This is a genomic window from Enterobacter vonholyi, from assembly GCF_008364555.1.
GTDB lineage: Bacteria > Pseudomonadota > Gammaproteobacteria > Enterobacterales > Enterobacteriaceae > Enterobacter > Enterobacter vonholyi.
This window is the reverse complement of record NZ_VTUC01000008.1, coordinates 72,274-84,204: the sequence shown is the minus strand read 5'-3', so window position 1 is coordinate 84,204 and position 11,931 is coordinate 72,274. Positions and strand designations below refer to the sequence as shown.

Annotated in this window: 13 protein-coding genes; 2 read left to right on the top strand and 11 right to left on the bottom strand. The window is 55.4% G+C overall.

Going from position 1 to position 11,931, the window contains the following annotated elements:
* Positions 1 to 67: 67 nt before the first annotated feature.
* From F0319_RS14090 to dnaB, 4 genes are read right to left on the bottom strand one after another with little or no spacing between them, the layout of a single operon-like run.
* Positions 68 to 1,078, bottom strand: a complete 1,011-nt coding sequence (locus F0319_RS14090) for an AAA family ATPase (RefSeq protein ID WP_149367222.1) — start codon at positions 1,076 to 1,078, stop codon at positions 68 to 70.
* Positions 1,075 to 1,632, bottom strand: a complete 558-nt coding sequence (gene pnuC / locus F0319_RS14085; RefSeq protein WP_149367221.1) for a nicotinamide riboside transporter PnuC — start codon at positions 1,630 to 1,632, stop codon at positions 1,075 to 1,077. The genes F0319_RS14090 and pnuC overlap by 4 nt, the downstream gene beginning before the upstream one ends.
* Positions 1,633 to 1,654: 22 nt before the next feature.
* A complete protein-coding gene (gene alr, locus F0319_RS14080; RefSeq protein WP_149367220.1) occupies positions 1,655 to 2,734 on the bottom strand; it encodes an alanine racemase in 1,080 nt (359 codons plus the stop codon).
* Between the two features lie 16 nt (positions 2,735 to 2,750).
* Positions 2,751 to 4,163 carry a replicative DNA helicase gene (dnaB, locus tag F0319_RS14075; RefSeq protein ID WP_023310046.1) on the bottom strand — a complete coding sequence of 471 codons (1,413 nt, stop codon included), beginning with the start codon at positions 4,161 to 4,163 and terminating at the stop codon, positions 2,751 to 2,753.
* 66 nt (positions 4,164 to 4,229) lie between these two features.
* Between dnaB and F0319_RS14070 the strand changes: the two genes are divergently transcribed.
* Positions 4,230 to 5,213, top strand: a complete 984-nt coding sequence (locus tag F0319_RS14070; RefSeq protein WP_133293585.1) for a quinone oxidoreductase — start codon at positions 4,230 to 4,232, stop codon at positions 5,211 to 5,213.
* A gap of 184 nt (positions 5,214 to 5,397) precedes the next feature.
* Here F0319_RS14070 and pspG read toward each other — a convergent pair whose 3' ends face one another.
* The 4 genes from pspG to F0319_RS14050 all read right to left on the bottom strand — a co-directional run bounded on the left by pspG (position 5,398) and on the right by F0319_RS14050 (position 8,826).
* Entirely contained in the window at positions 5,398 to 5,640 is a 243-nt protein-coding gene (gene pspG, locus F0319_RS14065) for an envelope stress response protein PspG (RefSeq protein WP_111964222.1), read from the bottom strand.
* Between the two features lie 136 nt (positions 5,641 to 5,776).
* Positions 5,777 to 6,772 carry a tRNA dihydrouridine(20/20a) synthase DusA gene (gene dusA / locus F0319_RS14060; protein WP_149367219.1) on the bottom strand — a complete coding sequence of 332 codons (996 nt, stop codon included), beginning with the start codon at positions 6,770 to 6,772 and terminating at the stop codon, positions 5,777 to 5,779.
* Between the two features lie 82 nt (positions 6,773 to 6,854).
* Positions 6,855 to 8,165 carry a conjugal transfer protein TraF gene (locus tag F0319_RS14055; protein WP_149367218.1) on the bottom strand — a complete coding sequence of 437 codons (1,311 nt, stop codon included), beginning with the start codon at positions 8,163 to 8,165 and terminating at the stop codon, positions 6,855 to 6,857.
* Positions 8,166 to 8,337: 172 nt separating this feature from the next.
* Entirely contained in the window at positions 8,338 to 8,826 is a 489-nt protein-coding gene (locus F0319_RS14050; protein ID WP_111964208.1) for a cupin domain-containing protein, read from the bottom strand.
* 115 nt (positions 8,827 to 8,941) lie between these two features.
* Between F0319_RS14050 and zur the strand changes: the two genes are divergently transcribed.
* Complete coding sequence (gene zur / locus F0319_RS14045; RefSeq protein WP_008503369.1) at positions 8,942 to 9,454, top strand: zinc uptake transcriptional repressor Zur; 513 nt, start codon at positions 8,942 to 8,944, stop codon at positions 9,452 to 9,454.
* 47 nt (positions 9,455 to 9,501) lie between these two features.
* Here the strand turns inward: zur and F0319_RS14040 are convergent, their stop codons facing one another.
* The 3 genes from F0319_RS14040 to lexA form a co-directional block, all read right to left on the bottom strand.
* Complete coding sequence (locus tag F0319_RS14040; protein ID WP_024906712.1) at positions 9,502 to 9,711, bottom strand: CsbD family protein; 210 nt, start codon at positions 9,709 to 9,711, stop codon at positions 9,502 to 9,504.
* A gap of 120 nt (positions 9,712 to 9,831) precedes the next feature.
* A complete protein-coding gene (gene dinF / locus F0319_RS14035) occupies positions 9,832 to 11,169 on the bottom strand; it encodes an MATE family efflux transporter DinF (protein ID WP_149367217.1) in 1,338 nt (445 codons plus the stop codon).
* Positions 11,170 to 11,231: 62 nt separating this feature from the next.
* On the bottom strand, positions 11,232 to 11,840 hold the full coding sequence (gene lexA, locus F0319_RS14030; protein ID WP_111964211.1) for a transcriptional repressor LexA: 609 nt from the start codon (positions 11,838 to 11,840) through the stop codon (positions 11,232 to 11,234).
* Between the last annotated feature and the right edge of the window lie 91 nt (positions 11,841 to 11,931).

Genomic DNA, 11,931 nt, shown 5'->3' with positions numbered 1-11,931 from the left:
TCTCCGGAATTCGATGAGGCAGGGATTTCAACAATAAACCGGAAGCAGGTGAAGGTCGAGAGCGATATCAGATCAGTCCCTGGATATATCGGCAAATGTGATCGATTCGCTCAGGCAATGAGCCCCGCACGCGCAGAAAAGGAATATTTCGTGCCGACAGCTCTGCTTCATACCATACCTGCTGTCTGTGGCGAAACGCCTCGCCCTGCCGGGTCCCATCCTGCACAAAGGGAAATTCATCCCCGCAGAGTACGACCAGAGAATAGTCGCGTTCGGCTAACTCAATTAACGCCTGCGGCGCGTTGCCAAACTGATCGAGCGCGTAAAACAGGGTCGTTAAAGGTGACGTATCACAGACCAGATAAGGCGCCGTGCAGGCTAATTCTTCCCGACGCACCTGCTCGCGGGCAATATGCAGCAAATCCTCCCGATCCAGGATACCGTTCTTCTTTTCCCAGTGTTCACGACCATACTCTGCAACGTACGGAACGTTTAGCGTTTGCGCCAGTGCCTTTGCAAGCGTGCTTTTGCCCGTCGATTCTCCACCTAATAAGCAGATACGAAAAACAAAGCTACGGTACACCTCTGGGGACATCATCTTGCGATAACGATGAACATCAGAGCGGATGAGCGTTCCCGATGGAGCTTCTGGTCCCCGTTGACGCTGGAGACGCACGTGCGCAACCGGTCGTCCGAAACGCTGGCTCAGGACAGTGGCAAACCCGTCTCCATAGTCTTCGGCAGTAAATACCGCTTCTGGCTGACAATGCAAAATGTCCTCACACAGCGTTGCAACATAATGCCTGTGAAGATCGTCATCAGCGTCATTCGGTGGCGGTGGCGCAAGGCCATATGAAGCCAACACTTGCGGCGAAAGCACGAGGTGGCGACATTGTGGGAAGCGCGTTGTTAACCAGTTAAGCCGCTTTTCAGGTTCGTAACCGCGTATTTCCGGCGACGAATAGCTGATGATACAGACCGTCTCGCACTGCTCAAGTGCCGTATTGATGAGCGCTTCATGGCCCGCATGTAATGGTGCGAATTTGCCTACCACCAGACCGTTGGCATACAGCGTCATTGCGCACGGATCTCCTTGCGCCATTGATACAGTCCGTGCCACGCATTTAACCAAAACACCAGATATAAACCGGCGGTCAGATACAGTTCTCTCGTCGCGTACAGCGGTACTGCGAGCGTATTAACGGCAAGCCAGATGTACCAATTTTCCAGACGCCGTCCCATCAACATAAACTGAGCAAGAATGCTGAATGTCAAAATGATGGAGTCCAGCCAGGGGGCCCATGCATTAGTATAGAGATGCAGTATCCACCCGTATACCACTGCTACGCTTATGGCGCAGGTTAAAAGCATAAAAAAATGTCTCGGTCTGGTACGACGAACAGGCAAGACCTCTCCATGATTGCCTTTAAGCCAATGCAGCCAGCCGGTTATGCTCGTTATGATGAAAAAGAACTGAAGGGTAACGTCAGCATAAAGCTGCACAGAATAGAAGACCCAGGCATAAAGCCCGCTACCGATGATGCCTATCCACCACGTATGGATATTGTTTCTGGCGGCCAGCCAGACTGAGAGAGCATAGGCCAGACACGCAGCGATTTCTGAAGGTGACATTATCCTTCCCTGGAATGAAACGTTAGTCGACGTACTTCATCGCCACCCGAGACGTCAGGCGGGTAATAAGTTCGTAAGCACTCACTTTAGTGATTTCAGCAATACGTTCAACGGGTAAACCTTCCCCCCACATCACCACACCGTCGCCGGGTTTATCCTGCGCTTCTGGCCCCAGATCGACGCAAATCATGTCCATCGCCACGCGACCAACAATCTTCACCTCGCGACCGTTGACGAGAACCGGCGTACCCGACGGCGCGGCACGGGGATAACCGTCGCCATAGCCCATCGCCACCACGCCAAGACGGGTATCACGCTCGCTGGTCCAGGTACCGCCGTAGCCCACCGGCTCACCCGCTTTATGGTCACGCACGGCAATCAGGTTAGAGACCAGCGACATGACCGGCTGGAAGCCAAAATCCGGCCCCCAGGGCTTGTTCTCCAGCGGTGATACGCCGTAAAGGATGATACCCGGTCGCGCCCAGTCGAAGTGCGACTGCGGCCACAGCAGGATCCCGCCGGAAGCTGCGATCGAGCGCATCCCCGGCTTGCCTTCGCAGAAGGTATTAAAGATATCCAGCTGCCGCTCGGTTGCACCGCACTCGGGCTCATCGGCACGGGCGAAGTGGCTAACAATATTCACCGGCTGGCGCACGTTTTTGCACCGGCATAAACGCTGGTAAAACGCTTCCGCGCTTTCAGGACGCACGCCCAGACGGTGCATGCCCGTGTCGAGCTTCATCCAGACGGTCACCGGCTCGCTCAGCTCGGCGGTTTCAAGTGCGGCCAGCTGTTCTTCATTGTGTACCGCCGTGTGCAGATGCTGGTCAGCAATGGTTGGCAGATCGCTGGCTTCGAAAAAGCCTTCGAGGAGGAGAATCGGTTGGGTAATCCCCCCCGCGCGCAGGCGGAGGGCTTCTTCAAGACGGGCGACGCCAAAGGCATCGGCATCGGGGAGCGTTCGCGCGGTCTCAAGAAGACCGTGTCCGTAAGCGTTCGCTTTCACGACTGCAACGAGCTTGCTGGCAGGCGCCAGTTCACGCAGACGTTGCAGGTTGTGTCGCAGAGCGCGGCGGTTAATAACAACAGTTGCCGCTTGCATTTGAATTCCTTAGAAATTACTCATCATCATATTGAGGACCGGCATAGTTGTCGAAACGCGACCACTGTCCGTTAAAGGTCAGACGTACCGTCCCGATCGGGCCGTTACGTTGTTTACCAATAATAATTTCGGCGATCCCTTTCAGGTCGCTGTTCTCGTGATAAACCTCATCACGGTAGATAAACATGATTAAGTCGGCATCCTGCTCGATGGAGCCGGATTCACGCAGGTCGGAGTTGACCGGGCGCTTGTCGGCGCGTTGTTCCAGAGAACGGTTAAGCTGCGACAGCGCCACCACCGGCACGTGCAGCTCTTTGGCTAATGCCTTGAGCGAGCGGGAAATCTCCGCAATTTCCAGCGTACGGTTGTCGGAAAGCGACGGGACGCGCATCAGCTGAAGGTAGTCGATCATGATGAGGCCGATGCCGCCGTGTTCACGGGCGATACGGCGCGCGCGGGAACGAACCTCCGTCGGCGTCAGGCCGGAGGAGTCATCGATATAGATGTTCCGTTTTTCCAGCAGAATGCCCATGGTGCCGGAGATGCGCGCCCAGTCCTCATCGTCAAGCTGGCCGGTACGAATGCGGGTCTGATCCACGCGCGACAGCGACGCCAGAGAACGCATCATAATCTGCTCGGAGGGCATCTCAAGACTGAAGATAAGCACCGGCTTATCCTGCAACATCGCCGCATTTTCGACGAGGTTCATCGCAAAAGTGGTTTTACCCATCGACGGACGCGCGGCGACGATAATCAAATCCGACGGCTGCAGACCGGCGGTTTTCTTGTTCAAATCATCATAGCCGGTGTTCACCCCGGTGACGCCATCGTGCGGCTGCTGGAACAGCTGTTCGATACGGGCGACGGTGGCGTCGAGCACATCGGCGATATTTTTTGGGCCTTCGTCTTTGTTAGCGCGGCTTTCGGCGATTTTAAAAACGCGGGACTCAGCAAGGTCAAGCAGGTCTTCGCTGGTGCGCCCCTGCGGATCAAAACCGGCTTCGGCGATCTCGTTCGCCACCGAGATCATCTCGCGGACGACGGCACGTTCGCGCACGATATCGGCATAAGCGCTGATGTTCGCCGCACTAGGCGTGTTTTTTGACAGTTCCGCCAGATAGGCAAACCCACCGCAGCTGTCGAGCTGACCAAGACGCTCCAGCGATTCCGCGAGCGTGATCAGGTCGATCGGGCTGCCCGACTCCTGTAGACGCGCCATTTCGGTAAAGATATGGCGGTGCGGACGGGTGTAGAAATCTTCCGCCACGACGCGCTCGGCGACGTCGTCCCAGCGCTCGTTATCCAGCATTAAACCGCCCAACACCGACTGTTCCGCTTCAATCGAGTGCGGCGGGACCTTTAACCCTGCGACCTGGAAATCACGCTCGCGAGGTTCAGTCTGTTTGTTGAAGGGTTTGTTTCCTGCCATAGTGAATGGAGTTACCGAGATAAAGAGTGGGTCGAAAGATTACCATATTTTTCTTACGGAGGGAGCATGGCAACGCGCATTGAATTCCAGAAACACGGTGGGCCAGACGTACTCAAAGCGGTGGAGTTCACCCCCACCGCGCCTGGCGAAAACGAAGTGCAGGTTGAAAACAAAGCCATAGGCATAAACTACATCGACACCTATATTCGCGGCGGTCTCTACCCGCCTCCGTCAATGCCGAGCGGCCTCGGCACCGAGGCAGCCGGTGTCGTCGTAAAAGTGGGCAGCGCGGTTAAGCATATTAAAGAGGGCGACCGCGTGGTATATGCGCAGTCTGCGCTGGGCGCTTACAGCTCCGTCCACAACGTTCCGGCGGATAAAGCCGCCCTGCTGCCTAACGCTATCTCCTTCGAACAGGCGGCGGCCTCGTTCCTGAAAGGCTTAACCGTTTACTACCTGCTGCGTAAAACCTATGAAATTAAACCCGACGAGCAGTTCCTGTTTCATGCCGCGGCGGGCGGCGTCGGGCTCATCGCCTGTCAGTGGGCAAAAGCCCTGGGCGCAAAACTGATCGGCACCGTGGGCAATGCCCAAAAAGCGCAGCGCGCGCTGCAGGCGGGCGCCTGGCAGGTGATTAACTATCGTGAAGAGAGCATTGTCGAACGGCTGAAGGAGATCACCAGCGGCAAAAAGGTGCGCGTCGTGTATGACTCGGTTGGGAAAGACACCTGGGAAGCGTCGCTGGACTGTCTGCAGCGTCGTGGGCTGATGGTGAGCTTCGGCAATGCGTCAGGCGCTGTCACCGGCGTGAATCTCGGTATTCTGAATCAGAAAGGTTCGCTGTACGTCACGCGCCCTTCCCTGCAGGGCTACATCACCAACCGGGAAGAACTTGAGGAAGCCAGCAACGAGCTGTTCTCGCTGATCGCCAGCGGTGTCATCAAAGTGGATGTGGCAGATGCGCAGAAATTCGCGCTGACCGATGCGCAGCGCGCGCATGAGGTGCTGGAGAGCCGGGCGACGCAGGGGTCGAGCCTGTTGATTCCCTGAGCCCCAAAAAGAAATTGGGCTTCCCGTGGGAAGCCCTTTCTTTTTTTAGTTCGGCTGTATGTAGGGTACAGCACGATGAATTCTTTAACGGCAGTCATAGTGACAGATTCGATAAGTAAATCCTATTCTGTTCTAAGCCATGCTGCCGGAAAAGTTACAACTATGTGACGAACCCCTCAATACCTTAGTAACGAAAGCGGTTATTGCGCTGATAACCGGGCACTTTTGGCGATTTAATCGACCGAATCACCCACACCACCGCAACGGCCAGCAGTAACCACGGCAGCAGTTTGATCGTCAGCGCAAACAGTCCGCCAATAAACATGACCACCGTCGCCACCACGATAGCCGCCAGAATGCCGAGCAACGAAACGCCTGTCGCTAACAGCATGACAAAAAAGCCAATCACAAAAAGTAGTTCCAGCATGGTGCTCTCCCACGAGTTCCCGAGTAATGCATTAAGCATTACAAGATCCATGCCAAAGCTAACGTTTTGTTCTTAAAGCAAAACGCCCCGCAAGAACTCGCAGGGCGTGGTGAATTTGACGAACTTTTAGCGAAAGTTATCGCTTGTCTGCCACCAGTCGCAGCGCATGTTCCAGCACCTCAATATCGGCTCCGGCTTTATGCGCATTCTCGCTCAGGTAGCGGCGCCACTGACGCGCGCCCGGTATACCCTGGAACAGACCCAGCATATGGCGGGTGATATGGCCGAGATACGTACCGTTGCTCAGCTCGCGCTCAATATAAGGATACATCGCCCGCACGACGGCAACCGGATCGGTGTCTGCGCCTTCAATGCCAAAGATTTCGCGATCGACCGTCGCCAGAATGCCCGGGTTCTGATACGCCTCGCGGCCGACCATCACGCCATCCATATGCGCCAGATGCGCTTTGGCCTCTTCCAGCGACTTGATGCCGCCGTTAATGGACATGGTCAGGTGAGGGAAGTCACGCTTCAGCTGATGCACGCGCGGGTAGTCCAGCGGCGGGATTTCGCGGTTCTCTTTCGGGCTCAGGCCGGAGAGCCAGGCTTTTCGCGCGTGGATGATGAACATCTCGCATTCGCCCTTTCCGGAGACCGTATCGATGAAGTCGCACAGGAATTCGTAGCTGTCCTGGTCGTCAATCCCGATACGGGTTTTGACCGTGACCGGAATGGAGACCGCATCGCGCATCGCCTTGATACAGTCCGCTACCAGCTGCGCGTTCCCCATCAGGCAGGCACCGAACATACCGTTTTGCACACGGTCGGACGGGCAGCCAACGTTCAGGTTGATCTCGTCGTAGCCGCGCGCTTCCGCCAGCTTCGCGCACTGCGCCAGCGCGGCCGGATCGCTGCCGCCCAGCTGCAGGGCAACCGGATGCTCTTCTTCGCTATAGGCCAGATAGTCGCCCTTCCCGTGAATAATTGCGCCCGTGGTCACCATTTCGGTGTACAGCAGCGTATGGCGGGAGAGCTTGCGCAGGAAATAGCGGCAGTGTCTGTCCGTCCAGTCGAGCATCGGCGCAATGGAGAAACGGTGTGCGGGGAAAGCGGTCTGTGATTCTGACGACATGGCGAAGTTTTAAGCATCTGGTGGAAAAGGGGCGCTACTATAGCACAAAGAAAAGCCGGAGGCGCAGCGCCTCCGGTTGACTTTAGAACGTCATGCTCAGCTGAGCCCCTGCGCCCCAGGTTTCGTCTTCACCGTACAGGCCCATCAGGTCAACATGCACGGTGCTAAACGGCGCGAAACCGACACCGCCGGTAAAGACATTGCTGTCGTTACCCTTCACGTCTGCACGATAACCCGCACGCACCGCCAGCCAGCTCAGCGGCGTCACCTCGGCACCGACACCCACGTACTGCGACGTATCTTCGCTCTTGAAGCCTTTGGTTTCGGTCAGATCGCCATCGGCGGTCAGCGTCACCAGGTCGTTGTGCCAGGCGGCACCGGCGGTTACCAGTGGGCGGATCTGATAGGTGTCTTTATAGCTCACCACTTCTCCCGTACGGCCATTGCGGATACGGATATCTTTGGTGTCGATATCGCGCGACATCAGGTTTTGTCCGCTCACGCCAACGGTCCAGTGTTCGCCGAAATCGGCCGCAATACCGGCATCCACGTTGAAGCCCGTATCGTCAGTACGGTAGCGGCTGTCGTTCCACTTGTTACTGTCGTAATCGTAGATTGACGTGGTGTAGTTATAGACCCAGGTTTTTTGCAGCTTTGGCGTCACGCCCACGGAAACAGGGACGCCGCCGAGGTCAAACTGACGGGCAACGGCAACACCATAGTCGGAGACAATCGCCGCCCGGCCGGATGCCGTTGAGTTGAGATTTTTGGTGATCTGATCCGTGCCGTTCAGCGCAGCGTCCAGTGCAACACCGGCAGCCACCACGTTACTGCGTTGAATACCGCGAAGGTAATCAATATCCTGCTGATCGATAGACGAGCTCACCCGGCCATGGGCATAGCCTTTCGCCATGAAGGCTACCGAAAGGACATCGTTAGGGATACTCACCGCAAGCCCTGCCCCTGCCGTTGCGCGTGCGGTTTTGCCTTTGAGATAGTCCAGCTCATCGGCCAGATCTTTGGCCGCGCCCTGGAATTGATTAATGGAACCTAATGGATTGGTGATAATTTCTCTTGGCGTGAGATTATCAACCACATCCTTGTAGTGATTGATTTTGTCGTTGATGGTATCAATCTCGTCCTGAAGATTGTCCTCATCCGTTACCTGTACGCCAATGGACGGCAAAATAACCGTCACATCATCGTCAGGTTTTGCCTTTGCCAGCAGCGCGGGGTTGATTAATGCCCCACTGCCATAGCTCCCGGAGGCAACGCCAGTGCCACCCATTGCGTCGCTCCGTGATTCTGTCCAGGTATTGGCTGCTCCCGCCTGATTTGCCATAAACAAGGAAACAGCGATACTAACCACCGAAAATTTAAAATTTTTTTTCACAGTATGCCCGTTATAGTCTGTTATGAAATAACCCCTGTCTGTTATCACCCAAACAGGAACGAACTATTGCTGTGAATAAGTAGTAAAAGACCCGCTATTTCTATCCCTAAGTAAAACTCCCTTACGGCCTGTTATATTTTGTGACGGCCCTCAATATTTATAGAAGAGGAAATTATTTTTTCCCAGGTTTTCCATCATGCGGTCCAAAAAACTGGGGCGGGTGGTCTACCCAGCGATCCTCTCGGGTAGCGGCATAAACCGGGTTAAGCGGATAGTATATGCGGTTATGCTTCTTGTTGGCCTCGCCAACGACCAGGAGCCGAACCTCGTCGTCCGTGTTGTTGATAAAGGTATGACAGATGCCGGTACCGGCGGGAAAACCTACGCTGTCGCCAGGCTCCAGCTTCCACAAGTAGCCATTAATCCAGGCGTCAGGGTGGCCTTCAAGCACGTAAATAAACTCTTCTTCGTCGCTCTCCGCGTGCGGATAGGACGTCCTGCGCCCAGGCGGCAGGCGCTCATGATGGATGCCAATACGCCCGAGCCCAAGCTTTCGAGCCAACGGGGCGCCGATAGAAAAAAGCTCATCGCTGTCGGGATAGGTCGAATCATCCGCGCCTTCAAGGTCGCGCCAGTGTCGAATACAGTCAGGTTTTTTCATTGTTTATTTCCCGGTTTGTAATGGGTCAGGTATAGCACAGACTGGCGGATCTCGGCGTTTTTACCAGAACATGATAAAGTGAGGGTTTTCCGTCCTATAACATCCGGGGTGCTACATGGATAAGTCCACAAAAGAGCTGTTAGCGCAGGCCGAAAAGCTGTGTGCGCAACGCAATGTGCGCCTGACTCCGCAGCGCCTTGAAGTATTACGCCTGATGAGCCTGCAGCAGGGTGCTATCAGCGCCTACGATCTGCTCGACCTGCTCCGCGAAAGCGAGCCGCAGGCAAAGCCGCCGACGGTTTATCGCGCACTGGATTTCCTGCTGGAACAAGGGTTCGTGCACAAGGTGGAATCCACCAACAGCTATGTGCTGTGCCATCTGTTCGATCAGCCCACCCACACATCGGCGATGTTTATCTGTGACCGCTGCGGCGTGGTGAAAGAAGAAGCTGCGGAAGGCGTGGAAGATATAATGCATACGCTGGCAGCGAAAATGGGCTTTGCCCTGCGTCATAACGTGATTGAAGCCCACGGGCTCTGTTCCGCGTGCGTGGAGGTGGAAGCCTGTCGCCATCAGGACGCCTGTCAGCACGACCACTCTATCCTGGTGAAGAAAAAGCCGCGTTAGCGGCAAAAGAAAAGGCGGCCTGGAGCCGCCCTGTGGGTTATTCAGCGTTACCAGCGGTAGTCGTTACGGGTTTCCCAGTCTTTGACTTCGTTTTCCGCCTGATCTTTCGCGTAGCCGTAACGTTCCTGAATTTTACCGACAAGCTGATCGCGTTTACCTTCAATGACGGTCATGTCGTCATCAGTCAGCTTACCCCACTTTTCTTTCGCTTTACCTTTGAACTGCTTCCAGTTGCCGCCGATTTCGTCTTTATTCATCATCGTGTCCTCTTAGTTAAGCGTCGGGTCGTAACGTCCGTTACGTTCTTTTCTGCTGGACGTGATAATTATTGTAGTTAAGGATTCCGTAGTTAATTTCATATTCGGAATCTTTAACCGTCACGATATATCGTGGCGCGAAGAGAACCAGGTATCGTTTTGCCAGTGGCGGTGCCAGATAAACGCCAGCGATAACCCGCGCAGCGTGAGGAAGACGGCCAGGGCCAGCCACAAACCGTGATTACCCAGCCAGGGAAGCGTTAGCAGCGTCAGACCAAACCCTGCCGCCGCGACCGCCATGCTGTTGCGCATTTCTGCTCCGCGCGTCGCACCAATAAACATGCCGTCCAGCAGATAACACCAGACGCCGACCACCGGTAAGATGACTTGCCAGAGGAGATAGTGACTCGCCAGCTCGCGCAGAGCAGGGATAGTCGTCAGCAATGCAACGATCTGCTCACCAAAGCAGGCGTAAACCAGACCAAAGGCCAGCGCCACCAGTCCCGACTGACGGCAGGCTGCCCGCCAGACATCCCGAAGCTGCCCGCTTTCTCGCGCACCGTACGCCTGCCCGGAATGCGCTTCAACCGCGTAGGCAAAACCGTCCAGCGCATAGGCGGTAAAGGTCAGAAGCGTCATCAATATCGCGTTGACCGCCACGATTTCTGGCCCCAGTCGAGCCCCGAAAACCGTCAGCGCGCCGAAGCAGAGCTGAAGAAGCAGCGAGCGCAGCATGATGTCACGGTTGAGGGCTAGCAGCTTACGGATATTGCCGCGCCATGCGCTTTTGAGCAGCGCCAGAGAGATCCCGCGCATCGACAGCACGCGCCAGACCATCCACAAGCCAATGATAAAGGTCCCGTATTCGGCAATCGCCGTCGCCAGCGCCGCGCCCCGCACGTTCATATGCAGGCCCATCACCAGCCAGATATCCAGCACAATGTTGAGAAGGTTGCCCACCACCAGCAAAATCACTGGCGCCCGGGCATACTGAACGCCCAGTAGCCACCCCAGCAGAACCAGGTTAGCCAGCGACGCTGGCGCGCTGAGCCACCGGATTTCAAGGAAACGTCGCGCCTGATCCAGTACCGCCTCGCTGCCGCCAACGATATGAAGCGCAAGATCGATCAGGGGTGTCCGTAATACAACGATTAACGCACCCGCGCCAAGCGCGAGTATAAGCGGCTGCACCAGCGCGCGCGCCAGACGCAGCGGATCTTTCGCACCATAAGCCTGTGCGGTAAGACCGGTGGTGCTCATGCGTAAAAAGAGCAACAGCATAAACAGGAAGCTGGTTGCCGTCGCGCCAATCGCCACGCCGCCAAGATAAACCGGTGAATCAAGATGGCCTATAACGGCAGTATCAACCAGTCCCAGCAAAGGCACGGTAATATTGGAGAAAATCATCGGCAGGGCAAGACGCCACAATGCCTTATCTGATGCCGTCAGTAGTGACATGCGAAATACCGGGAAAGGTAGATGAACAGGCTACAGCGGAAGCGTAGCCTGTCAGGAAGAGATTACAGCCATTCACCGTTACGAATCACGCCTACTGCCAGACCTTCGATAGAGAAGTTCTGTTCGCGGAGATCGACCACAATTGGGGTGAACTCGTTGTTTTCAGGCAGTAACTGAACGGTGTTACCCTGTTTTTTCAGACGTTTGACGGTGACTTCATCGTCAATGCGCGCGACAACCACCTGGCCGTTACGCACATCCTGCGTTTTATGTACCGCAAGCAGATCGCCGTCAAGAATACCGATGTCTTTCATCGACATGCCGCTAACGCGCAGCAGAAAATCAGCGCTCGGCTTGAACATGGCTGGATCGACCTGGTAATGACCTTCAATATGCTGCTGTGCCAGTAAAGGCTCACCGGCAGCAACACGACCTACCAGCGGAATGCCCGTCTCTTCTTCTACCAGCAGTCGGATACCGCGTGACGCGCCTGATACAATCTCAATCACGCCTTTACGCGCCAGCGCTTTCAGGTGTTCTTCGGCAGCATTCGGAGAACGGAAACCCAGACGCTGCGCGATTTCCGCACGCGTAGGTGGCATACCCGTCTGGCCGATATGATCCCGGATGAGATCAAACACCTCTTGCTGCCTGGTCGTTAACGCTTTCATTCCGCCCCCTGGGTGTATATACAGTTATGCTGTGAGTATATACAGTCAAAGGCGATTTTGGAACCAAAAACTGCACAAAAAACCAGGGACT